This window comes from Aminobacter carboxidus (assembly GCF_014863355.1).
In the GTDB taxonomy this organism is placed as follows: Bacteria; Pseudomonadota; Alphaproteobacteria; order Rhizobiales; family Rhizobiaceae; genus Aminobacter; species Aminobacter carboxidus.
The window spans coordinates 652,460-675,575 of sequence record NZ_JACZEP010000001.1; the positions used below are offsets into that span (position 1 = coordinate 652,460).

Annotated in this window: 23 protein-coding genes; 6 read left to right on the forward strand and 17 right to left on the reverse strand. The window is 64.0% G+C overall.

What is annotated here, in order from left to right; translation table 11 throughout:
* Positions 1 to 559 precede the first annotated feature (559 nt).
* Together IHE39_RS03095 and IHE39_RS30525 are read left to right on the forward strand one after the other, a co-directional pair.
* Positions 560 to 1,453: a cation diffusion facilitator family transporter gene (locus IHE39_RS03095; protein WP_192565469.1), complete on the forward strand. Its 894-nt coding sequence runs from the start codon at positions 560 to 562 to the stop codon at positions 1,451 to 1,453.
* A 112-nt stretch (positions 1,454 to 1,565) separates the two neighbouring features.
* Positions 1,566 to 2,132, forward strand: a complete 567-nt coding sequence (locus IHE39_RS30525; protein ID WP_246485371.1) for a hypothetical protein — start codon at positions 1,566 to 1,568, stop codon at positions 2,130 to 2,132.
* A gap of 175 nt (positions 2,133 to 2,307) precedes the next feature.
* On the opposite strand, the gene IHE39_RS03105 is transcribed toward IHE39_RS30525, so the two are convergent.
* From IHE39_RS03105 to purM, 5 genes are all read right to left on the reverse strand, one after another.
* Complete coding sequence (locus tag IHE39_RS03105) at positions 2,308 to 2,700, reverse strand: tautomerase family protein (RefSeq protein ID WP_192565470.1); 393 nt, start codon at positions 2,698 to 2,700, stop codon at positions 2,308 to 2,310.
* Between the two features lie 60 nt (positions 2,701 to 2,760).
* Positions 2,761 to 3,177, reverse strand: coding sequence for a MarR family winged helix-turn-helix transcriptional regulator (locus IHE39_RS03110; RefSeq protein ID WP_192565471.1), 417 nt, complete (start codon positions 3,175 to 3,177; stop codon positions 2,761 to 2,763).
* 204 nt (positions 3,178 to 3,381) lie between these two features.
* Positions 3,382 to 3,909 (reverse strand): SixA phosphatase family protein, encoded by a 528-nt coding sequence (locus IHE39_RS03115; protein WP_192565472.1) that lies wholly within the window; start codon positions 3,907 to 3,909, stop codon positions 3,382 to 3,384.
* A gap of 14 nt (positions 3,910 to 3,923) precedes the next feature.
* Complete coding sequence (purN, locus tag IHE39_RS03120) at positions 3,924 to 4,631, reverse strand: phosphoribosylglycinamide formyltransferase (RefSeq protein ID WP_192565473.1); 708 nt, start codon at positions 4,629 to 4,631, stop codon at positions 3,924 to 3,926.
* The gene (purM, locus tag IHE39_RS03125) at positions 4,628 to 5,692 is read right to left on the reverse strand and encodes a phosphoribosylformylglycinamidine cyclo-ligase (RefSeq protein ID WP_115732794.1); all 1,065 of its coding nucleotides are present in this window, start codon (positions 5,690 to 5,692) and stop codon (positions 4,628 to 4,630) included. Before purM ends, purN begins: the two co-directional genes overlap by 4 nt.
* Positions 5,693 to 5,955: 263 nt before the next feature.
* Here purM and IHE39_RS03130 point away from each other — a divergent pair, with 263 nt between their 5' ends.
* The 3 genes from IHE39_RS03130 to hdaA are packed head-to-tail and all read left to right on the forward strand — an operon-like array spanning position 5,956 to position 8,433.
* Positions 5,956 to 6,513: a CDP-alcohol phosphatidyltransferase family protein gene (locus IHE39_RS03130; protein WP_184768656.1), complete on the forward strand. Its 558-nt coding sequence runs from the start codon at positions 5,956 to 5,958 to the stop codon at positions 6,511 to 6,513.
* Positions 6,485 to 7,729 carry an AI-2E family transporter gene (locus tag IHE39_RS03135; RefSeq protein WP_192565474.1) on the forward strand — a complete coding sequence of 415 codons (1,245 nt, stop codon included), beginning with the start codon at positions 6,485 to 6,487 and terminating at the stop codon, positions 7,727 to 7,729. The genes IHE39_RS03130 and IHE39_RS03135 overlap by 29 nt, the downstream gene beginning before the upstream one ends.
* Complete coding sequence (hdaA, locus tag IHE39_RS03140) at positions 7,726 to 8,433, forward strand: DnaA regulatory inactivator HdaA (RefSeq protein ID WP_184768658.1); 708 nt, start codon at positions 7,726 to 7,728, stop codon at positions 8,431 to 8,433. Before IHE39_RS03135 ends, hdaA begins: the two co-directional genes overlap by 4 nt.
* A gap of 9 nt (positions 8,434 to 8,442) precedes the next feature.
* Here the strand turns inward: hdaA and IHE39_RS03145 are convergent, their stop codons facing one another.
* The 11 genes from IHE39_RS03145 to IHE39_RS03195 form a co-directional block, all read right to left on the reverse strand.
* Complete coding sequence (locus IHE39_RS03145; protein WP_184768659.1) at positions 8,443 to 8,727, reverse strand: hypothetical protein; 285 nt, start codon at positions 8,725 to 8,727, stop codon at positions 8,443 to 8,445.
* 61 nt (positions 8,728 to 8,788) lie between these two features.
* Positions 8,789 to 9,889 (reverse strand): helix-turn-helix transcriptional regulator, encoded by a 1,101-nt coding sequence (locus tag IHE39_RS03150; RefSeq protein ID WP_192565475.1) that lies wholly within the window; start codon positions 9,887 to 9,889, stop codon positions 8,789 to 8,791.
* A gap of 295 nt (positions 9,890 to 10,184) precedes the next feature.
* The gene (locus IHE39_RS03155) at positions 10,185 to 11,951 is read right to left on the reverse strand and encodes an ABC transporter ATP-binding protein (protein WP_192566034.1); all 1,767 of its coding nucleotides are present in this window, start codon (positions 11,949 to 11,951) and stop codon (positions 10,185 to 10,187) included.
* Positions 11,952 to 11,995: 44 nt separating this feature from the next.
* Positions 11,996 to 12,940 carry an acetamidase/formamidase family protein gene (locus tag IHE39_RS03160; RefSeq protein ID WP_192565476.1) on the reverse strand — a complete coding sequence of 315 codons (945 nt, stop codon included), beginning with the start codon at positions 12,938 to 12,940 and terminating at the stop codon, positions 11,996 to 11,998.
* Positions 12,930 to 14,573, reverse strand: coding sequence for an ABC transporter substrate-binding protein (locus tag IHE39_RS03165; RefSeq protein ID WP_192565477.1), 1,644 nt, complete (start codon positions 14,571 to 14,573; stop codon positions 12,930 to 12,932). Before IHE39_RS03165 ends, IHE39_RS03160 begins: the two co-directional genes overlap by 11 nt.
* Positions 14,574 to 14,623: 50 nt before the next feature.
* The gene (locus IHE39_RS03170) at positions 14,624 to 15,544 is read right to left on the reverse strand and encodes an ABC transporter permease (protein ID WP_192565478.1); all 921 of its coding nucleotides are present in this window, start codon (positions 15,542 to 15,544) and stop codon (positions 14,624 to 14,626) included.
* Positions 15,541 to 16,446 carry an ABC transporter permease gene (locus tag IHE39_RS03175; RefSeq protein WP_192565479.1) on the reverse strand — a complete coding sequence of 302 codons (906 nt, stop codon included), beginning with the start codon at positions 16,444 to 16,446 and terminating at the stop codon, positions 15,541 to 15,543. The genes IHE39_RS03170 and IHE39_RS03175 overlap by 4 nt, the downstream gene beginning before the upstream one ends.
* The gene (locus IHE39_RS03180) at positions 16,424 to 17,029 is read right to left on the reverse strand and encodes an ANTAR domain-containing response regulator (protein WP_192565480.1); all 606 of its coding nucleotides are present in this window, start codon (positions 17,027 to 17,029) and stop codon (positions 16,424 to 16,426) included. Before IHE39_RS03180 ends, IHE39_RS03175 begins: the two co-directional genes overlap by 23 nt.
* Positions 17,026 to 18,132: a transporter substrate-binding protein gene (locus tag IHE39_RS03185; RefSeq protein WP_192565481.1), complete on the reverse strand. Its 1,107-nt coding sequence runs from the start codon at positions 18,130 to 18,132 to the stop codon at positions 17,026 to 17,028. Before IHE39_RS03185 ends, IHE39_RS03180 begins: the two co-directional genes overlap by 4 nt.
* 168 nt (positions 18,133 to 18,300) lie before the next feature.
* Entirely contained in the window at positions 18,301 to 18,918 is a 618-nt protein-coding gene (locus tag IHE39_RS03190) for a LysE family translocator (protein WP_192565482.1), read from the reverse strand.
* Positions 18,919 to 19,086: 168 nt separating this feature from the next.
* The gene (locus IHE39_RS03195; protein ID WP_192565483.1) at positions 19,087 to 19,746 is read right to left on the reverse strand and encodes a response regulator; all 660 of its coding nucleotides are present in this window, start codon (positions 19,744 to 19,746) and stop codon (positions 19,087 to 19,089) included.
* A gap of 131 nt (positions 19,747 to 19,877) precedes the next feature.
* Here IHE39_RS03195 and IHE39_RS03200 point away from each other — a divergent pair, with 131 nt between their 5' ends.
* Positions 19,878 to 21,644, forward strand: coding sequence for an ATP-binding response regulator (locus tag IHE39_RS03200; RefSeq protein WP_192565484.1), 1,767 nt, complete (start codon positions 19,878 to 19,880; stop codon positions 21,642 to 21,644).
* Positions 21,645 to 21,751: 107 nt separating this feature from the next.
* On the opposite strand, the gene IHE39_RS03205 is transcribed toward IHE39_RS03200, so the two are convergent.
* The gene (locus IHE39_RS03205) at positions 21,752 to 22,972 is read right to left on the reverse strand and encodes a purine-cytosine permease family protein (RefSeq protein ID WP_246485372.1); all 1,221 of its coding nucleotides are present in this window, start codon (positions 22,970 to 22,972) and stop codon (positions 21,752 to 21,754) included.
* Between the last annotated feature and the right edge of the window lie 144 nt (positions 22,973 to 23,116).

The window sequence follows — 23,116 nt, forward strand, 5'->3', positions numbered from 1 at the left end:
TGGCGGAGATATCTAAATAGATGGCTTTGCTACACCGTGGGGATTGGCGGGTGATGGTTGATCATCAGTCGTCGCTTGTCTTAATCCGCCTCGCTTGCCATCCACGGCGTTCATGATCTCCGTACAAGCGACACTGATGAAGATGTCGCTCAAGCCCTCAATGCGGGGAGGGATGCCAAGATTTCCGCTTCGCTTGCAATTTCCTCGGGGCTTCCTCGACGGGTAGCAACAGGTCTGGAAGTCTACAGTTCAGGACTAGCCTCAACGAAGCGAAGGCCTTGTCAGTGAAGCAGTTCTTGCCAGCCTCGAAGTTATGAACCGCCGTCGTGCTCTGCTGGCCTAGCCGCGAGCCGTTCCAGCGTCCATTTCAGTGCCTTGCGACGGTCCGCGTTTCTTTATCCGGGGCCATGCCGCCGCGGCTCGATCATTCTCGTCTGTCGCGCCCCCGCCCGTCTCGACCTATCTACTTGTTTTTACGCAATTCCCCAGGGAAAACCGCTTCACACTGTTCCCGCAATTGCTTTAGCTTGTGGCAAGCAGATCCCGAGGGGAGGCCATGATGAGCGGCGACCATGATCACGGCGACATGAAGAACACGCCTGAGACACGGCTGTGGATGGCCTTGGGCCTGACCAGCGCCTTCATGGTGGCCGAGGTGATCGGCGGTTTCGTCACCGGCAGCCTGGCGCTGATATCGGATGCCACGCACATGCTGACCGACGCCATGGCGCTGGCGATCGCGCTGGTGGCGATCAAGGTCGGCCGCCGCCCGGCCGACCTGCTGCGCACCTATGGTTACGCCCGCTTCGAGATCCTGGCTGCGGCCTTCAACGCGCTGCTTTTGCTCGCCGTCGCCTTCTACATTCTCTACGAGGCCTATGTCAGGCTGTTCCAGCCGCAGGACATCGCCTCGCTCGGCATGCTCGGCATCGCCGTCATCGGGCTTCTGGTCAATCTGACGTCGATGCGGCTGTTGGCCGGCCACAAGGATGGCAGCCTCAACGTCAAGGGCGCCTATCTCGAGGTCTGGGCCGACATGCTCGGTTCGATCGGCGTGATCGCCGGTGCTGCCCTGATCTGGCTGACCGGCTGGTCATGGGTCGATTCCGTCGTTGCCGTCGGCATCGGCTTCATGGTCTTCCCGCGCACCTGGGTGCTGCTCAAGGAGTGCATCAACATCCTGCTCGAAGGCGTGCCGCCTGATATGGAGCTGGCCGAGGTCGAGCTGGCGATATCAACAGTGCCTGGCGTGGCCTCGGTGCACGATCTGCATCTGTGGGCGATCACCCAGAGCAAGGCGTCGCTGACCGCGCATGTGGTGCTGGAGGAGGGCGCCGATGCCGAGACGGTGCGCCGGGCGGTGGAGGTGCGGCTGCAGGAAAAGTTCGACCTGCACCACACCACATTGCAGATGGAGCGGGTCAGCTGCGCGCCGCTGGAGCGCATCCACTGACAGTGCCTGCGTCAACATGTCAGCAATCTGTCCCATTATCTCTAACAGCCGGAGTGCCTATGTCTTGCCGGCCCGATGAGTCTTCGGTGCGCAACTGTAGCGGAGAGCATCGATGGGCGACTTCAGGAACAAATACAGCGGCAAGGACCGTAACAGGGGCGGCAAGGACGGCCTGCTCGGCGCCGTTCTTGGCGAGGTCGGCAAGAGGTTTGGCGACAAGGCCTCAGGCGGCCATCGCGGCGCCGCGAGTTCCGGCGGGCACGGGACGGCGGGCAATGTATCGGGGGCCTTCGGGCGCGACGGGCGCGCGGCGGCGGTGAAAGCAGCGCCCCGCTCGCGAATGCCCGGCTTCGGCAGCACGGCAGCGCTGGTCGTGCTGGTGGTGTGGACGCTGCTCGCCTGGGGCGGCTACAGCCTCGTCGACGGCGTGCTTGCCTGGACGTCGAGCAATGCCGGCGCCCTGGTGCAGACCGGTCGGGATGCCGCGGCTGCGACCGGCATCGGCTCGGAAGTCGTCGGTGTGGTCGGCAGCGCCGAAACGTCGGGCATGCTCGGCGGATTTTTCGCGCTCGTCGGTGCCGTGCTCAAGCCGCTGGTTGTTGTGGTCTGGCTGGTCGGCGCGGTGTTGATCATGGCGGCGCCCAGGCTGGTGTCTCTGCTCACGCGCAAATTCCGCTAGGCGGCCGGCGCGCCTGTCCCGGCAAGACGTGCGCGCCCCCCAAGACGCGCCCAGAAGACGCGCCCGGAAGACAGGCGCCCCAAGACGCACCCCATGGCAGGCGCGCGCCCCAAGGCCTGAAATGGCGCCGTGCGTTATGGCGCCATCACGGATGCGGCCATCAGGGGTGCTGCCATCAGGGGTGCTGGTAACGGAACTCCTGGGTCTTGCCGCCATAACCATAGGCGGCCGCGCGCACGTCGTGCACGTGGATGTAGCTCTCCTCGTGGATGTCGCCGAGAATTGCGGTAAAGCCTGCGAACACCGCCGCGATGTAGCGCTTCTTCTCGTCCTTGGTGTTGGTCTCGTCGGTGACCTTGATCTCCAGCGCAAAGCTCGACTTGCCGTGGCTCTGCAATGACTTTCCGGCGATGATCCAGTCGCGCGGGTCGATGTAGCTGATAGCGATGGCCGTCACCTCGGGCTTCTTGCCGAGGATGGCGCTGGTGTGTTCGGCGAGCATCGCCGCCACCTGGTCGGTCAGCGTGTCGCTGCGCTGGGCTGATATCTTGACGGTGAGGATAGGCATTGTCGGTCTCCAGTGGTTAGCTATGCAACTATTGTGAGTGGCTTGTGTGTCTTGACCGGCTCATTCCAGCTTTGCGGCGATCGCCTTGGCCTGCTCGACAAAACCGGCAAAGACCTGGTCGCCGAAAAGGCCTGACAGGCGTTGGGTGACCGCAGCACTGGCCGCGTTCAGCGCATCCTTGATTTCGAGCGCCGCCGCCGTCGGCGTGATCAGGGATTCGCGCTTGTCGCCGGTGGATTTGGTCCTGACGATCAGGCCCCTGGCTTCCAGCCCGTCGAGGCCGCGTGTCGCGGTCGCCCGGGCGATCTTCAGTTCGTCGGCCAGTTCGCTCTGCAAAAGGCCCGGCCGCGCCAGCACCGCCCTGAGCATGAAGCCTTGCGGCGGCGTCAGGTCGAACGGCGCAAACGCCGCCGTCCAGACGCGGTCGAGCTGGCGCGCAAGGGCTGTGGTGTTGAAGTAGATGCAACGGTCGAACATGACGCCAACATAGGCATTAGTAGTTGCATATGCAATTATTATTTTGTCGCTGTCTGAAAAATCGCGGCCGGGCGGGGTGACGGGCTTCGACCGGCGGCCGGAAAGGACACGACCGGGCAGGGGCGTGGCAGGCGGATATCGTTGCGGGATGGTCGAATGCGGCGGGCGGCTTGCCTCGGCGGTCTCTGCCGCGAGGTTGGGCCCTCAGGCCAGCTCTCTTGGCCTGAGGCAATGCGTCAGGCGCGCCATGCCGGGGCGCAGTTCGTCCCAGTCGCCTTCGAATTCGAAGCGGGCCAGTGCGCCGCTGGGGAGTTTCTCTTCCAGCGACTGGACCGCATCGCTGCTCGAAGCGGGGCCGGCCAGCTGGGCGGCGAAGATCTCAAGCCCCGGATTGTGGCCGATGACCAGCAACGCGCCGGTCTCGTCGGGCGCAGCCCTGGTCAGCGCGAACAGGTCGTTTGCCAGGGCGCCATAGATGCTGTCGTGCAGCGCGGTTTTCGGCAGCGGCGCCGGCCAGAGTGCCGAAGCCAGCTGCCAGGTCTGGCGCGTGCGCATGGCAGGCGAGATATAGACCAGCTCGGGCAGCCAGCCGCGCCTGGCGATTTCCGCGCCCATGCGCGGCGCAGCCTCGAGGCCACGCGGCGAAAGCGGCCGGTCGAAATCGGCAAGCGCCGCATCGTCCCAGCTCGACTTGGCATGGCGCAGCAGAAGCAGGTGCCTGATTATTGCCATGCAGGTCTTTCGGCTCAGGGCGTGATGCGGGCGAGCTGCTCGAGATCGATCTCGTCGCGTGCCGGGTTAGGGGCGGCGATCTCGTCGGTGCCGATGCTGTCGGCGAAGCCGGAATAGGCCGTGCGGCTGCCTTCCATGCGCACCTTGCCTTCGGCGAAGAGCCTGAGGGCGAGCGGATAGAGCCGATGCTCGGCCTTGAGCACGCGGGCCGACAGTGTCGGCTCGTCGTCGTCGATCAGCACCGGCACGGCGGCCTGGGCGATGATGGGGCCGTCATCCATCTCGGGCGTGACGAAATGCACGGTGCAGCCATGCACGCGGATGCCGGCGTCGAGCGCGCGCTGGTGGGTGTCGAGCCCCCTGAACGACGGCAGCAGTGCCGGATGGATGTTGATCATCCGGCCCTGCCACTTCTCGACGAAGCCGGTGGTCAGCAGACGCATGTAGCCGGCTAGCGCCACGATCTCGGCGCCGAACGTGTCGAGTGCCGTGGCAATCGCCTCGTCATGCGCTTCCTTGCTGGCATGGTCGGCGCGTGTCACCACCTTGGTGGCTATGCCACGGCTGGCGGCGATGCCGAGGCCGGGCGCGTTGGCCTTGTCGGAGATGACGCCGACGATCTCGGCGGGGAATGCCGGGTCGGCGGCGGCGTCGATCAGCGCGGCCATGTTGGAGCCGCGGCCGGAAATCAGGATGACGGTGCGTTTGCGCTGCAGGCTCATAGGGCGAGCGACCCGCGATAGATGACGCCGGTGTCGCGGCGCGGCACGATGCGGCCGATCGGCGTGACGGTCTCGCCGGCCTCCTGCAGCACGGCGGCGACCTGTGCTGCCTGTCCGGCGGCAACCACCGCGATCATGCCGATGCCGCAGTTGAAGGTGCGCATCATTTCTTCAGGCGAGACACCGCCTGTGGCAGCCAGCCACGAGAACACGCGCGGTGCCTCGATCGCCGACAGGTCGAGCTCGGCCGAGAATTCCTTGGGCAGCACCCTGGGGATGTTTTCGGGGAAACCGCCGCCGGTGATGTGGGCCAGCGCCTTGATGCCGTTGGTCTCGCGGATCGCCTTGAGCAGCGACTTGACGTAGATGCGCGTCGGTTCGAGCAGCGCTTCGGCCAGCGTCGGGCCATCGGCGAAGGGGGCGCGGTCGCTCCACTTCAGGCCGGAGACCTCGACGATGCGGCGGACCAGCGAATAGCCGTTGGAATGTACGCCCGAGGATGCCAGGCCGAGCAGCACGTCGCCCTCGACGACGTCGTCGGTCGGCAAAAGCCGGCCACGTTCGGCGGCACCGACGGCAAAGCCGGCGAGATCGTAGTCGTTGCCATGATACATGCCGGGCATTTCGGCGGTTTCGCCGCCGATCAGCGCGCAGCCGGCCTGGCGGCAGCCTTCGGCGATGCCGGAGACGATGTCGGCGCCCTGGTTGGGATCGAGCTTGCCGGTGGCGAAATAGTCGAGGAACAAGAGCGGCTCGGCGCCCTGGACGACGATGTCGTTGACGCACATGGCGACGAGGTCGACGCCGATCGTGTCGTGCTTGCCGGCATCGATGGCGATCTTGAGCTTGGTGCCGACACCGTCATTGGCCGCGACCAGGATCGGATCGTTGAAACCGGCGGCCTTGAGGTCGAACAGGCCGCCGAAGCCGCCGATCTCGCCATCCGCGCCCGGCCGGCGCGTCGAGCGCACCAGCGGCTTGATCTTCTCGACCATCAGATTGCCGGCGTCGATGTCGACGCCCGCCTGCGCATAGGTGAGACCGTTCTTGCCTTCGCTCATCGCCAATTCCTGATGTCGTGCGCTTTTGGGGCGCTATTCGCATGAACGGCCCGTTCCCGCAAGCGAGAGAGCCGGATTGCCGCCGAAACGGCCGCCAAAGCGGTGGACAGGGCTGCCCGGACCGCTACGCGCATCACGGCCACTCCCTTGCGCAGCCGCCCACTCCCTTGCGATGTCGTGAAGTCTCGCCCATTTATCGACTAAAGACAAAATGTCGGGAAAAGACAAAGCGTAATGGCAACGGCCGGGGCGGAATGCTTATCGTGACGATTCCGAACATGATCACGATCATGCGGCTGATCCTCGTGCCGTGCGTGATCTACGCCATGTTGGCGGGGGAGTGGGACTGGGCCTTTGCCGGTTTCGTCATTGCCGGCGTTTCGGACGGCGTCGACGGCTTCATCGCCCGCCACTTCAACCAGCGCTCGGAACTCGGCGCCTATCTCGACCCGATGGCCGACAAGCTGTTGCTGGTCAGCGTCTTCGTCGTGCTCGGCATCATGGGGCATCTGCCGCTGTGGCTGGTGGTGCTGGCGGTGTCGCGCGACGCCTTGATCGTCGGCGCGGTGCTTTTGTCGACCATCATGGCGCATCCGGTGAAGGTGCGCCCGCTGATGGTGTCGAAGGTCAACACCGCCGTCCAGATCGTGCTGGCGGCCGTCGTGCTGGCCGAACTTGCCTTCAGCTTTGCGCTCGGCCCGGTCCGGCCGGCGTTGATAACCATTTCCGGCCTCTTGACCGTCGCTTCCGCGGCAGCCTATCTCGTGGCCTGGCTGAGGCACATGAGCGGTTATGGCGAAGGCGAAACTCCCAACCGATAACGAAGCGGCCGAAGAAGCTGCTGCGGCGGCATTCCGCAAGCAGATCCGCTTCTGGTTGATCACAGCCGTCCTGTTTTCGGTATTCCTTTATCTGTTCAGCGACATCCTGCTGCCTTTCGTCGCCGGCATGGCGCTTGCCTATTTCCTCGACCCGGTCGCCGACCGGCTGCAGAAGCTCGGCCTGTCCAGGCTGATGGCAACCGTCGTCATCCTGGTCTGCTTCCTGGTGCTTCTGGTTCTCGGCCTTGTCATCATCATTCCGGTGCTGGCCTCGCAGATGGCCGACTTCGCCGCCAAGGTGCCGGGTTATCTCGAACGCCTGCAGCAGCTGATCACCGACTTCAATCCGCAATGGCTCGAACAGCGTTTCGGCGTCGATGCCGAAGGCTTGCGCGAGGGGCTGAACTCGCTGATCAAGTCGGGCTTCGGCTTCGTCACCACCATCTTCCAGGGCATCTGGAGCTCGGGCGTCGCGCTGTTTTCGATCGCCAGCCTGTTCGTGGTCACCCCGGTCGTCGCCTTCTACATGCTGCTCGACTGGGACCGCATGGTCGCGGTCGTCGACAGCTGGATCCCGCGCGATCACGTCGTCACCGTCAGGCAGATCGCCCGCGACATCAACACGGCGATCGCCGGCTTCGTCCGCGGGCAGGGCACTTTGTGCCTGATCCTCGGCATCTTCTATGCCGCCGGCCTGACCCTGACCGGGCTGAATTTCGGCGTGCTGATCGGCCTGTTTGCCGGCCTGGTCAGCTTCATTCCCTATGTCGGCTCGCTGCTTGGCCTGGTGCTGTCGATCGGCGTCGCCTTCGTCCAGTTCTGGCCGGACTGGACCATGGTCGCGGCGGTGGCGGCGGTGTTCTTCATCGGCCAGTTCATCGAGGGCAACATCCTGCAGCCGCGCCTCGTCGGCAAGAGCGTCGGCCTGCATCCGGTCTGGCTGATGTTCGCGCTCGTCGCCTTCGGCGCGATGTTCGGTTTCGTCGGCCTTCTGGTGGCGGTGCCGTCGGCGGCGGCCGTTGCCGTGCTGGTCCGCTTTGCCATCGGCCGCTACCTCGATTCCCCGCTCTATCATGGCCATGCCCTGGAGCCTGTCGAGGCCCGAATGCCGAGCACTGCAAAGATTGAGGCCGGTAAGCCGAGCAGCGCAAAAGTCGAGGCGAGCGGCGCAAAAGTCCAGGCGCGCAAGCCGAGCGGCGAGAAACCGGAAAAATGACCGTGTCGCGCGAGCCGATCAAACCGCGCCAGCTGCCGCTGGATCTCGGCCATTCCCCGGGGTTTTCGCGCGACGACCTCGTCGTATCAGCAGCCAACGCCCAGGCCGTTTCGCTGATCGACCGCTGGCCCGAATGGCCCGCACCTGTCGTGCTGCTTGCCGGGCCTGCCGGATCTGGCAAGTCGCATCTTGCGGCGATCTGGCGCGACCATGCCGAGGCACTTCAGCTCGAAGTCTCGGACATTTCAGCTCATCTCGGCGAGGTTGGTGCGGCATCAGTGCTGATCGACGATGCCGACCAGGGCAGGATCGACCAGGACGGGCTTTTTCACCTCATCAACACCGTTCGCGGCTCAGGCGCGCAGCTGCTGCTCACAGCGCGCAGCTTTCCCGCGGCCTGGGCTGTGACGTTGCCTGATCTCGCTTCGCGGCTGAAGGCTGCGGCAACCGTCGAGATCGACGAGCCCGACGACCTGTTGCTGGCCGGCGTCATCACCAAGCTGTTCGCCGACCGCCAGGTCGAGGTCGAGCCGCATGTCGTGCAGTTCCTGGTCCGCCGCATCGAGCGCTCGCTGTCGACGGCCATTCGCGTCGTCGAGCGCCTCGACCGTGCCGCGCTTGAACAGAAGAGCCGCATTACCCGGGCGCTTGCCGCCGAGACCATCGGTGCGCTCGACGCAGGGCAGGGCGAGTTCGAACTCTAACCCCGACCTCTAACCTCGGGCCAGGCGCGAATAGAGTGCCTTGGCCGCAAGCAGCACTGCAAGGATCGTGGCGTTGGAGACAAGCCCGACGAGCACGGCGGTCGTTGTGTCGACCGTTGCGCTCGCGCCGATGCTGAACGGGATCAGCACGGCGACGAAGACGATGCCAAGTGCGATCGGGATCCAGCGATTGAGCGCCTGCGCGGTGTTGGCAGCGGTCAACACAAGCGCAATCAGCATGCCAATCCGGAACGGGTCGGTCAGCTGGGCAAGATAGATGTCGAGATAAGGCATTGTCGTTCCTCCCCAATCCAGTTGCGCAGGTCGCATGCGAACTGTCGAGTAAGCCTATGGTCTAGCTGCCCGGCCGCGGCAGCGTCACCCCGAGCAGCAGCCGAACCAGCGACGATTGCTTGGAAACGCCCGACTTGGCGAAGATCGAGCGCAGATGCGAGCGCACGGTTTCCCGGGCGATGCCGAAATCCTGGCTGATGGCATCGATGGTGCGGCCGTCAGCAAGCGCCGACGCAATGCGCGCTTCGCTCGGCGTCAGGTCGAACAGCGCCTGCAGTACCTTCGCTGGCGGTGCACCCGGTCCGGGCAGCGGCATGATGACCAGGATGCTGTTCATGCGGCTGAACACGTCGTTGGCCGAGCCGCGCACCGGCAACAGATGCGCCACGCCTGACGGCTTGCCGTCGTCGCCCTTGATCGGGAACGACTGGACGATGCCGCGCCGGGTGCCGACGGCGAGTGCGGCAAGTGCCTGATCGAGCAGCGCATCGGCTTTCCTGTCGGTGATCTGGGCGCGGGCCGTGCCGTCCTGCACCATGTCGGGGATCAGCCTGTCCATCAGCTGGTTGCAGGCGAGCAACTGGCCGCGTCCGCCCAGCACCGCCGCCGGCAGGCCAAGCGCCTCCAGCGCATCGGCGCCTGCGCGCGCCTTTTCCAGGCCGATCCGTGCGCCGACCATGGCCGCGCGCGCAATATGCGGCCGCAGCCGGTCGAGCGCCTCGACATAGGACCGTTCGAACGGCCCGCGTGCGGTTGCGCGCTCGAGGTTGAACGACAGCACGTCGCCGGTCGGGATCGGGATATGGGTGCCGGCAGCCCAACCCATGCCCCGTGGCCGGAGGAAGTCGCGGTAGATCGGCTCGCTCTCCAGCTCGTCTTGGCTGAAGACATCGAGATCGGTGATGAAGCCGGGATAGGCAAGCGCCTCGGCGCGCGCGGCGCGGCCGTTCACCGTCATCCAGCCTTCGTGCATGAAGGCTTCGACATGGGAGGCGACGGCGTCCGAGGCGACATAGGCGGAAGCACCACGGCTGATGGTGAACAGATAGCCGCCCATGCCGTCGACCGCCTTGGCGAGGCCGTCAAGCAATGCGGGCCATTTCTCCGGCACGAAGGATGCTTCGTAGATCTGATCGATGAATTGTTCGGATAGCTCCGCCAATCGTTGCCACTCCCACCCTGGCCCGCGACCGGATTTTCAAAGTCATTCGCCCGTGGCGACAAGCCGGCGAGCGGATCCGCCAGGCCCAAGCTTGGTGGAACGTATCGCTGTAATTTAGCTTTTGTTGACCATGCTTGAAAGAACGATAGCACTACACTTTGATTCATCAAATGCTGGCTGCCGCGCACAAACGTCGCAACGGCGTATTCCCAGGTGATCTTTCCACAATCTATGCCGGAGGCAGTGAAATCAGACGGATGTAGGAGCGCCGTGGCCGCTGCCCGCACCGGCGGGCTCAGCGATCCGCTGATTCGGCGACGAGGTGGCCGCCGCCGACATCGGCGAGCACGAGTTTCTTCGGCGCGTCGCCAAGCTTGCGCACCGGGCTCGGGATTTCGCGGTCCATGCGCGCAAAGCGTGTTCGGCGCCGGACAGGATCGGGAACCGGTACCGCCTCGATCAGCCGTCTGGTGTAGGGATGGCGAGGATTGGAGAAGATCTGGTCGCGCGTGCCCATCTCGACGATCTGGCCGAGATACATGACGGCGACGCGATCGGAGATGTTCTCCACCACCGCCATGTCATGCGAGATGAACAGGTAGGCGACGCCGAATTCGCGCTGCAGTTCCTTCAGCAATTGCAGCACGCGCGCCTGCACCGAAACGTCGAGCGCCGACACGCTCTCGTCGGCGATTATCAGCTTGGGCCTGAGCGCCAGGGCGCGGGCGATGCAGATGCGCTGGCGCTGGCCGCCGGAAAACTCATGCGGGTAGCGCTCCATCTGGTCGGCCGACAGGCCGACGCGTTCGAACAAGGCGGCGACCCGCTCGGTTCGCTCGCGCGGCGTACCGATGTTGTGGATCAGCAGCGGTTCAGCGACCAGATCGCCGACGCGCATGCGTGGGTCGAGCGAAGCGTAGGGGTCCTGGAAGATCATCTGGACGTCACGGCGCACCGCCTTGCGCTCGTCGCGACCCAGCCCAGACAGGTTGCGCCCGCCGATCGCAAGCTCACCGCTGTAAGGCACCAGCCCGGCCAGGGCCTTGGCCGTCGTCGACTTGCCGCAGCCGGATTCGCCGACCAGCGACAGTGTTTCGTTGGGCGCGATGGAAAAGCTGACGCCCTCGACGGCATGCACCCGGCGATTGACCCGGCCGAAGAAGCCGCCATGCAGGTCGAAGCGCACGTGCAGATCTTGCGCCACCGCGACCGCGGCCGGTTTTGCGTCCTCGGTCGTTTCGCTCGAGCCCTGGCGCGCAGCACCAGTGCCCATGCGCGGCACCGCCGCCAGAAGCTCGCGTGTGTAGTCGACCGCGGGCCGCTCGAAGATGTCGGCGACCTTGCCTTGCTCGACCATGCGCCCGTTGCGCATGATGATGACGCGGTCGGCCATTTCAGCGACCACGCCCATGTCGTGGGTGATGAGGATGACGCTGGTGCCGTGCTGGCGCTGCAGGTCGCGCAGCAATTCGAGCACTTCGCCCTGCACCGTGACGTCGAGGGCCGTGGTCGGCTCGTCGGCGATCAGAACGTCCGGCTTCAGGGCCAGCGCCATGGCGATCATGACGCGCTGGCGCATGCCGCCGGACAGTTCGTGCGGATATTGCTTCAGCCGGCTCTCGGCCTCGGGAATGCGCACGGCCGTCAGCGCCTCGATGGCGAGCTGACGCGATTGCACGCGCGAAACACCGGTATGGGCCTCGATCGCTTCGATCAGTTGGCGCCCGATGGAGAGCACCGGATTGAGTGAGGTCATCGGTTCCTGGAAGATCATGGCGATGCGATTGCCACGGATGCGGCGCATGCGGCGTTCGTCGAGATCAATGAGGTCGGTGTCGCCGAGCCTGATCGAGCCAGCGGAGATCCTTGCCGCCGGCTGCGGCAGCAGCGCCATGATTGCCAGCGACGTCATCGACTTGCCCGAACCGGATTCACCGGCGATGCACAACGTCTCGCCACGTCCCAGCGCAAAGGAAAGGTCGGAGACCACTGCGCGCTCGCCGTCTTCGCCGCGCACGGAGATCGTCAGTCCGGCAACGTCGAGCACCGGCTTGTCCGACATCGGGGCAGGGGCCCCGACGTCGCGTTTGGCATCCGTCGCAGTGGTCATTCGAACACGCAACGCGGGAAGTAGAACGACACCACCCAGTTCGGCATGTCGACGATCTCTGAGATGCGGAGATCGCCGCACACCGACACCAGCATGTAGGCGTCGACGGGGTCCATCTGGTAACGCGCCGACAGCAGGTCGACCATCTGGGCGACGGCTTCTTTGGCACCGGTCATCAGGTCGGGGCCGATGCCCGTCGTCACCTCATAACCCTTGGCGTCGAGATGCCGCGTCACCGGCCCCGGCGTGGTGAAGCGCGGCGTCTTCAGCCTGGCATCCTTGACCAGGTCGAGGGTCAGCACGACGTTCATCGGGCTTTCGATCGCCGTGCCGCAGACCTCGCCGTCGCCCTGGGCGGCATGCGTGTCGCCGACGGAGAACAGCGCGCCGGCAACTTCCACCGGCAAGTAGAGCACCGTGCCGGCCGCGAGGTCGCGGATGTCGAGATTGCCACCGACGCGTCGTGGCGGCACCACGCTGTGGTGCCCCATTTCCGCCGGCGCGTTGCCGATGGTGCCAGCGAAAGGTTTGAGCGGCACGCGGCCGTTCTTGCCGAACAAGGCCGGCTCGAGCGAGGTCGCGTCATATTTCCAGATGTTCAGCGCCGGCTCCTTGAAGTCGTCGGCGAGCAGGCCGAAGCCCGGGATGTTGGCCGTCCAGCCGAAGCCGGACGGTTTGAACGCCTCGATGGTCACCTTGAGCGCGTCACCTGCTTCAGCGCCTTCGACATAGATCGGACCCGTCACCGGGTTGATCTGGTCGAAGTCGAGCTTGGCGATGTCGCCGACGGTGCTGTTGGCCTTGAGCTGGCCGCCCGATGAATCCAGACATTCGAACTCGATCGTCGAGCCGGGCGCCACCCGTTCGGCTGGGGCAAATGAATTGTCCCAGCCGAAGTGATGATGGCGTCCGTGGATGGTGTAGTTGCAGTTATTGCACATCGTTCACATACACATAGTCGTAGTTGATCGGGATATGGACCGGGTCGACATAGAGCTTGTCGTCGCCGCCCATGCGTGGCGACTTCATGGTGAAGCGCTGCTCGTTGAACACCGGTGCCCAAGGCGCGTCGGCCATGATCTTGGCGTAGATGTCGCTCCACAATTTGGCGCGTTCCTCGGCCTTGGCAGGATCGACGATCGAGTCGGCTGCCGCCGCCTTTTCGTCGAGCTCCTTGTTGCAGTACCACGACCAGTTCCAGCCGCCCTGCACGGCACCGCCACAGCCGAGGATCGGGCCGTAGAAGTTGGACGGATCGGGGAAGTCGGCGATCCAGGCCATGCCGCCGGACCAGATCATTGGCGCGCCATCCTTTTCGCCGCCGGCGGCAATGACGTTTGCCTGGGCGAGCGACTGGATCGAGGCCTTGATGCCGATCGCCGCGAGGTCCTGCTGGATCGCCTGGGCGATGCGCGGGTTGGGATCGGTGTTCATGACGAACAGTTCGGTCTCGAAGCCCTCGGGATGGCCGGCTTCGCCGAGCAGCGCCTTGGCTTTCTCGACATCGAAGGCATAGCCGGTAAAGGCCTTGTCATAGCCGGGCATCGATGGCGGCAGCGGCTGGTTGGCCGGCACGGCGCGGTTGTTGATCAGCTTGACGATGCGGTCCTTGTTGATCGCCATGTTGACGGCCTGGCGCACCTTGACGTTGTCGAACGGCGCCATGGTCGTGTTCATGGTGACATAGCCGGTCTGCAGCTGGCCGCCTTCGACGACGCGCGCCTTCTGCTCGGGATCGGCCATCACTTCCTGGAACTTCGCCGGGGGAATGCCGTCGCCCGGCACGTCGACCTCGCCGTTCTGCAGGCGCAGCAGGGCCACGATCGGCTCCTGGCCGATCTCGAAGGTGATCTTGTCGATGTAGGGTAGGCCCTTGTTCCAGTAGTCGGCGTTGCGCTCGAAGACGAGGCGCTGGCCGAGCGTCCATTCGGCCATCTTGTAGGCGCCGGTGCCGACTGGATGCTTGCCGAAATCGGCGCCGTATTTCTCGACCTCTTCTTTCGGCACGACATGACTGAAGTTGATCGCCATGACATGCAGGAAGGTGGCGTCGGGCCGCGACAGCTCGATCTTGACGGTCGAAGGGTCGACGACTGATACCCCCGAAAGGCTCTCCGATTTGCCGCCGGCGACGTCTTCATAGCCGTTGATCGAGGCGAAGAAGCCGGCGCCCGGGCTTTGGGTCTTGGGATTGGTGACACGGTCGAGCGAATATTTGACGTCGTCTGCCGTCATCTCGCGGCCATTGTGGAACTTCACTCCCTTGCGCAGCTTGAAGGTGAAGGTCTTGCCGTCAGGCGAAATCTCGTAGCTTTCGGCGAGTTCGGGACGCAGCTTGGTCGTGCCCGGCTCGTAGTCCATCAACCCGTCGAACAGGCTCTTGATCATCGACCAGTTCTGCCAGTCGTAGCCGATCGCCGGATCGAGGGTGGCGACATCGTCCTTGTAGGTGATGGTAATGGCGCCGCCCTGCTTGGCTTTCTGGTCGAGCGTTTCCTGCGCTGCGGCCGAAGCCATGCCGAGCGCCAGCATAAGCGCTGACGCGGCGACGGTCGTTGTGAGCCAATGTTTCATGTGAGGTTCCCTTCTCTTTTTGGTTTGCAGTCTTTTGATCTGGCTTTGGATCAGCGCAGCTTGATGCGCGGATCGATGAATGGGGCGACGATGTCGGCGAGCAAATTGCCCAGCACGATGGCGCAGGCGGAGACCAGCGTGACGCCCATGATGATCGGGATGTCGACGCGCTGGATCGCCTGCCAGGCAAGCTGGCCGATGCCTGGCCAGCCGAACACGCTTTCGACCACCACGATGCCGCCCATGAACAGGCCTATGTCGATGCCGATCATGGCAACGACCGGCAGGATGGCGTTGGGCAATGCGTGGCCAAACAGGACGGCGCGCTGGGCAAGACCCTTGGCACGGGCCGTGCGGACATAGTCCTGGCGCAGCACGTCGATCATCGACGAGCGCATCATGCGTGAGTACCAGCCGGCGCCGAGGATGCCGAGCGTCAGCGACGGCAGCACCATGTGCCGCCATGTGCCGTAGCCACCGATCGGAAACCAGCCGAGCTTGACGGCAAAGACGTAGAGCAACAGCAGGCCGACGACGAATTGCGGTGCCGAAACGCCGATGAAGGAGCCGACCATAAGCGCCTGGTCGGTGGCGGTGCCGCGCTTGACCGCAGCGATAAGGCCCATGCTCAAGCCGATAACCAGTTCGCACAGGATCGCGCCGACCATGAGCAGCAGGCTGGCCGGCAGGCGCGAGACGATCAGCTCGCTGACCTCCGAGCGCTGGATGTAGGAGCGCCCGAGATCGCCGCTGAGCAGGTTGGTGAGATAGCGCCAGTACTGCACGATGAAGGGCTGGTCGAGCCCGAGCTGCTGGCGGATGCTTTCGACGGTTTGCGGCGTCGCGCTGCGGCCGGCGATCTGGCGCACCGGATCAGCGGGCAAAAGGTAGAGCAGGGCGAAGGTGATCAGCGATACGCCGAGCAGGATCAGCGCTGCCTGGATCAGTCGGCGGGCGAGGTAGGCGATCATGCCCGGCCCCTTTGCGTCGGGTCGAGAATGTCACGCAGCGCGTCGCCGACAAGGTTGAAGGCGAGCGCCAGCGCAAGGATCGCAGCACCTGGGAAGAACACCAGCCAGGGAGCCGCCTGGAAGTAGGTCTGGTTCTCGAAGATGATGTTGCCCCATGATGCCGTCGGCGGCTGCACGCCGATGCCGAGATAGGAAAGCGTGGCTTCCAGCAGCACCGTGGTCGAGATGCCGAGCGTGCCCCAGACGATGATCGTCGGCAGCAGATGCGGCAGGATGTGGCGGAACAGGATGCGCCCCGTGCTCGCCCCGATGGTGCGCTCGGCGTCGATGAATTCGCGTTCGGCAAGCGAGCTCGTCTCGGTGAAGATGATACGGGCTGTCTGCACCCAGTTGACCAGTGCGATCACCATGGCGACGATCCACAGGCTGGGCTGGAACACGGCAGCAAGGCAAATGGCGAGCAGCAACGCCGGAAACGCCATCATCAGGTCGGTGAAGCGCATCAGCGCAGCCCCGATGTAGCCGCGGAAGTAGCCGGCCGTGATGCCGACAAGTGTACCGATCAAAAGTGCCGCGCCGTTGGCGACGATGCCGATGATCAGCGAGGTGCGTGCGCCGTGGAGGATGCGGGTCAAAAGGTCCCGGCCGAGCAGGTCGGTACCGAGCCAGAAAGTGGCGCTGGGCGGCAGCGGCGCACCCTCGAGCGTCAGGCCGTCGAACAGCTGTTCGTTGGGATCGTAGCCGGTAAGATATGGAGCAAGCAGCGCGCCGGCGACGGTGACGGCGATGATCACCAGACCGGTCAGTGCCAGTGGCCGCTTGGCGAGGCGGCTCCAGACTCCGGCGCGCGGCCTTGCCGGTGGCGCGATGGCGGGGATCTCAGGCGCGATGGGACTGGTCAACGCCGCCCTCCTTTTCGGTCATGGCGACGACACGCCGGGCTGCCTCTTCGAGGCTGACCTGCCAGTTCATGGCGAGCGAGCGCAATTGCGCGTAGGCGCGTTCGTCGTCGAAGCCCTGGCCAGACAGGGCAGTGACCGCGCGCACGATCGTCTGGCGTTCGGCGACGCGCGATTGCAGAGCCGCGACCTCGTCGGCCAGCCGACGGCGGGCGGCAAAGCTCTGGCGGGCGATGAGCAGGGCGCTGTAGACCCCGGCATTGCCGACCGGCTTCAACAGTTGCGCGTCGGCCTTGTGCGACAAGGCCCACTCGATGCGGCCCGGCGCTTCCGAGCCGATCAGTGCGATCGTCGGCATGGGTGCTGCACCGCGCGGCCAGGGAAACTGCTGGTCGAAGCCGAGGTCGACGTCGAAGAACACGAAATCAGCCGCCAGTGCCTCGGCCGGCAATTCGGGCCAGCAATCGACCACCTGGAGGCCGATGGCCGCGAGCTGCCGCGCGATCGCGCTGACGGTGGCATGGGGGCGATGCAGCACGAATGCCCTGGCGCCGCCGAGATTGGGGATGTGCGAGACACGGCTCATGACACGACCTTGAGTCGTTGGCGGCCGAAGGTTTTTGTACGGTCGTAGCGCGAAAGATACGGGTCCGGAGCAACGCGTTCGATGTGGCTCACGCGCTCGAAGCCGAGCCCTGATATCCGGCCGATCTCGACCGGCAGGGTCGCGTGCTGGGTCCGCGGGTCGACGGCGATGTTGCCGAATGGCGTCGCGAAGCTGGCCCCGGCAAAGGCGGTGGACAGTTCGGCGAAGCCTGCCCCGGGATTGGCCGATAGCACCTTTGCCAGCACCATGACCGAGGCATAGGCCGAAGCCTCGAAGGAGGAAGCCGGTGTATCTGATGTGGCGCTGCTGCCGTCACGGAAATAGGGCCCGACGGACAGGTGCCCTCGGCCGGCTTCGCCGATCGCCGGCAGCTCGGCCTCGGTCAGGTTGCACGACAGGATCGGGCAGCGCTCGGATCCGAAATGCGGATCGGTGCGCGCCAGTTCGGAATAGGCGGCGAAGAAGGCGTAAGAAGAGGTGCCGATCAGATTGTTGAGGACAAAGGACGGTTTGGTTACCCTGATCTCGTCGATCAGCCTGGAGACGTCGGTCTCGCCGATCGGCAAGTAGCGCTCGCCCAGCGCCTTGCCGCCGGCGTCGGCGATCAGGTCGCGGGCGACGCGATTGGTCTCCCAGCCCCAGATGTAATTGGAGCCGAGCAGGAAGCCGTCAGCGCCGAAGCGCGGCACGACATGCGCAAGCAACGGCACCAGGTGCTGGTTCGGGCACGCATGCATGTAGACGACATGCTCGTTTGCCTCGAAGCCTTCGTAGGGGCACGCATACCAGAGCGCCGCGCCGGCCTTTTCGAGGACGGGAATGACTTCCTTGCGGCTCCAAGAGGTGACGGCGCCGACGACGTGACGCGCTTTGCTCTGCCGCAGGATCTCTTCGCAGAGCGGGGCATAGCGGTCGATGTTGCCGCCGGGGTCGCGTTCGATGGCGACGAGCTCGATGCCGCGTGTGGGATCGGCGTTGATGTCTGATATGGCGTGCATCGTGCCGGCGTGACACGCGTTGGCGACGAGCCCATAGCTGCCCGAGCGCGAATACAGCACGCCGATTTCGATGCGCGACTTCAATAAATCCTCCCAAAAACAAAAATGCCCCGCAGCCACCGCCAAGAGGCGAGGCATACGAGGCATGTTTGCCACCCGGCAGTCGGGGCCGGTATTTCGTTTTAGCGTAGCTTGTCGCGCCTGCCAGTCAAGGGGGGCCGATGCGAATGCATGGATCGGTCCGGTGCCGGGTCAGACCTGGTGGCCGACGAGGGCGACGCCAAGGCCGATGAGGATCGAGCCGCAGGCTTTGGGCACGATCCAGCCGGCGTCGCCGGATGCGACGCGGGCAAGAGTGACCGAAGCGATGCCGACGGCGGCGACGTCGGCTATCGAGAAGACCAGATTGACGAACATGCCAAGCAGCAGGAACTGCAGCCACAACGGGAAAGCTGCAGCGGGATCGACGAATTGCGGCAGGAAGGTCAGGAAGAACAGGGCGGTCTTCGGATTGAGGATCTCGACGATGACGCTGTCGCGCAAGGTTTGGGAAGCAGGGCTGGCGGCCTTGCTTGTCGACTTGCCCCAGCCCATGAACATGGAGAGCCCGAGCCAGACGAGATAGGCGGCGCCGGCAAGCTTGATCGCCGCAAAGAGCATCGGTGCCTGCTCGATCAACGAAGTCAGGCCGATGGCGGCGGCGAGGATATGGACATAGCAGCCGATATGGACGCCAAAAGCTGCCATCAGCCCGGCCCTGCGGCCGAGCGCTACGGTCTGCGCGGTCATGTAGAGGATTGCCGGCCCAGGCATGCAGGCAAAGGCCAGCGTTGCGGCGGCGAAGGGAATCCACAGTTGCAGCGATGGCATGTCTGGCTCCTCCCGGATGATGCGATCGCGGAGAGGAGTAGGCCCGTCACTGACGTGAAAACATACGACAGATGCCGTATTTGGAACGCGCTGGGTGTTGGCTAATTTGTTGATGGTTAAGCAGATATTTACTCGAGGGTTGCCCGCGGCGACGCCGGTGCGCGGCTGTCACGCCGTGGGCAATCCCAAGCGCACCGCATAGGCGGTCAGTTCGGCGGCACTGTGGAGATTGAGCTTGCCCATCAGGTTTTCCCGGTGCTTGCGCGCCGTCAGCGGGCTGATGCCGAGCCGCTCGGCGATCTCGCGCGCCGTAAGCCCCTGCGCCACCAAGGCAAGGATTTCGCGTTCGCGCCGCGTCAGCGGCACCGGCGAAAGGATATCGGCTGCAGCCGACGGCCTGCTGTTTCGGCTCGGCTCGCTGATCGCGAAGCGTACGGTTCGGGCGAGGTAGGTTCCGCCTTTCCTGACCGCCTCGATCGCCTCACCAAGTTCCTCGGGGTCACCGTCCTTGGTCAGGTAACCGCTGGCGCCCGCCTCGAGCGCCGCGCGCACCGTCCTCGGCTCGATATTGGCGGTCAGGACCACGATCTTGAGTCGGGGCACAAGCTCCCTGATGTCGGAGATGAACTGGATCCCGGCAACGCCCGGCATGCCGAGGTCGAGGATCAAAAGGTCGGCGCGTGTCTTCGCTACCTGCGCCAGCAAAGCTTCGCCGTCAGCCGCCTCGGCTACCACCGACATGTTGTCCATCGTCGAGATGAGCATTTTCAGCCCTTCGCGCACCAGCGCGTGGTCGTCCGCGATGATGAAGGTGAGAGGGCGGTTCATATGGTCACCATTCATGGTCAAGCGGTGCAAGTTGGTAGAACGCCAACTTATGGGAAATAAATTGCCGGTAGATCAACTGTCCCTGATGAGGACAGCTTGTGCGATCTTCATCCGGCACTTGGGGGACTCAGATGCAGGAAGACAAGATACGCCAGGCTCTCGTTGAGCTTCTCTACCGCAATTCGTATGGCGTGGTCATCTCCAACATCGTTGTTTCCCTCGCCGCCGTCTACGTGCTGAGCAATGGCGTTTCCACGGCCTGGTTGGCCGGCTGGCTTGCTGCGCTGTACACGCTGACGGCGGTGCGTGTTCTCGCGTCCCGCCGGTTCTTCAGCCGTCCGCACGATTCGGTGTCCATCATGCGATGGGCGTGGCTCGCGGCGGTCTTGTCCTGGGTTTCGGGACTGTTGTGGGGGATATTCGGCTGGGTCGGTTTCCTGCCCGAAACACCGCTTCTGCTATCTTTCACCATTGTGGTGCTGACAGGTCTCGTTTGCGGCACCGTGCCTTCATTTTCGGCCTTTCCACCGGCGCTTGTCGGCTCGATCCTCGCGACGGTTCTGCCGGTCGCCGCGCGCGTCATCACCAGCGGCAGCGCGATTTCGACCGGCTTCCTTTTTCTGCTCGCCTCGCTTGTCGCGATCAACTTCTACTACTGCCGCATCACCTATCGCATGCTGCGCGAGACGATCAGCCTGCGCCTGGAGAACGAAAGGCTTGTCGAGCACCTGCAGGAAGAGCGCGACCGCGCACAGAACGCCGATCGCGCCAAAACCCGCTTCCTGGCCGCCGCGAGCCACGACCTGCGCCAGCCGATCCATGCGCTCAGCCTGCTGGTGTCGACGATTGCCGTGCTGGCGAAACGCGGCAACGTGCCGGCAGAACAGGCGCGTGGTCTCGCCGGCCGGGCCAAATCGATCATCGGCAATCTCAGTGGTCTGTTGAACGCGCTCCTAGACATCTCCAAACTCGATGCCGGCATTGTCACCGTCGCCCGTGAAACGGTCGGACTGCGCGAACTCTTCCGCGACTTCCGTGAGGAGTTCAGCGCCGAGGCAAAGCAGCGTGGCTTGAAATGGCGGGTGGTCGACAGCGATCTTAAGGTTGAAAGCGACCCGATGATGCTGAAGCGCGTGCTCAACAATCTGCTGACCAATGCCTTTCGCTACACGAAGGAGGGCGGTGTCGTGCTCGGCTGCCGCAAGCGTGGCAATCACGTCGAGATCCAGGTCTGGGACACGGGGCCCGGCATTCCAGCCGACCAGCAGACGGCGATCTTCGAGGAGTTTGTGCAATTGCAGAACCCGGCGCGGGATCGCACTCAAGGCCTCGGCCTGGGGCTCGCCATCGTTCGCCGCACCGCCGAGTTGTTGAAGCACCCGCTAAAGCTGAAATCCTCGCCCGGGCGCGGGTCGATGTTTTCGATCACGGTTCCCGAAGTCCACGCGGCGAGGGCGCCGATCCTCCAGCGCGAGACGGTTGGCGAGGCCATCACTGGTGGCATCATGGTGGTCGAAGATGAGAACGACATCCTCGAGGCAATGGAGCAACTGCTCACGATCGAAGGGCATCGTGTCTATGCGGGACGATCGGCAGCGGAGGCTCAGGCTGAACACGCAGCGGCTGCGATGCGCGGCGAAGCGCCGGTCGACCTGATCATCTCCGACTATCGCCTGGCGAATGGCGCAACCGGCCTGGAAGCGATCCGGACATTGTGTGCCTATCTCGGTCACGCCGTGCCGTCGATCATCATCACCGGCGACACCTCGCCGTCGCGGCTGAAGGAGGTGAACACCAGCGGCAGCCGCATACTGCACAAGCCGATCTCGGAAGCCGAGCTCAGGCAGGCGATCCAGGCGGCATGGGCTGGGGGCAGGGCGATGACGGCGGGCGAGTGAGATTGTCAGGCTGAGAGGCGCGGTTTGACTCGCGCCAAAGGGAAACAAATCCGGGCGCCATCGGCTCTCGATGGTGGTTTTCGAGAACGCGACCGCGCCCGGCAGGCTCAGGAGGCAATGGCGACAGTTCTGACCCGCGACGACAGCGCCCAGAACAAAAGGAAGCTGCTGGTGACGGTTGCTGGCGCCGAGAGCAGTTCGAGATGCGGAATGGCGAGCAGTATGATGCCGATCGCGACCGCGCCGAACCAGGCGACCATTCCGGGCGCGTAGTAGGCCGGAAAATCGTCGTCATCCCGCGCACTTTCCTCGCCGCTGCCGTCATGCTGTCCGCACAATATGTAGGCCAGCGCCACGCCGACCCAGGCGACGACGAAGATGCCCTGATAGGCGAGTGCGACGAGCAGATACTGGAAGATATTGGCGAGCATCACGAAATAGACGATGATGCCGACGATGATCGCCCAGACATATTTCGGCATCTCCAGCTTGAACACCAGCCGGAAGAACGCCTGCATGTTGACTGTCGACAGGTAGAAATTGGTGGTGTTGATGCGCGTCTGGCTGATCCAGACGAACAGCAGCCCGAGCGCGCCCATCATCACGATCAGCGCCTTGACGACCGACACCTCCGAGGTTGCGCCCTCGAGCGGGATCGTCTGCACCAGGAAGATGCCGACCAGGCCGTTGACGAAATAGGTCAGCGTGTAGAAGGGCAGGCCGAAATTGAACACGGCGTGGTAGGTCTCGTCCTCCTTCTTGCCGAAGCGGGCGAAGTCGAAGGTGCACATCATCATCCACCAGACGCCCATGAAGGCGATGAAGACGTTGATCCAGCCATAGGGCGGGGCGCCGCCTTCCGGCGTCATGGTCAGCCAGGCGTTGGAATAGCCGTAATGCGAGATGGCATAGATCACGGTGCCCATCAGGCCGACGAGATAGAGCGGCAAAAGATAGCCGTTGAACTTGTCGAGCCAGTGCTGGACGCTGCCGAGGATCAGCGGCACGCTGTAGATGCAGACGATCAGGGCAGCGACTGCGAAGGTCAGGCCTTCGAAATAGTAGGTCGCAGCCATGGCGATGACCGAGCCTTCGAACACGGCGTAATAGATGCTGCTGACCGCATAGATGAAGGTGGCGATCGCCGATCCGTAGCGGCCGAACAAAAGCCTGGAGAACAGCGACACCGACAGGCCGGTCCTGATCGCGTATCTGGTGATGACCGCATTGATCGCCGAGTACGAAATGACCGTCAGTATCAGGCCAATAATCGTGTTGGCGGTACCATAAATCTCGGCGAGCGTAGCCGAGATGATGAGAAAGAACATGGCGCTGCAGATCGCCCAAAACGCCATAGTGAGGTTCATCTTCGGCATGCGTCCACTGGGTGGGACAGGCCGTTGCGAATAGTCTAATTCCCCTGCGACATCGAGACTTCCAGACATGGTTCATCTCCAGATTTTTTGATTATT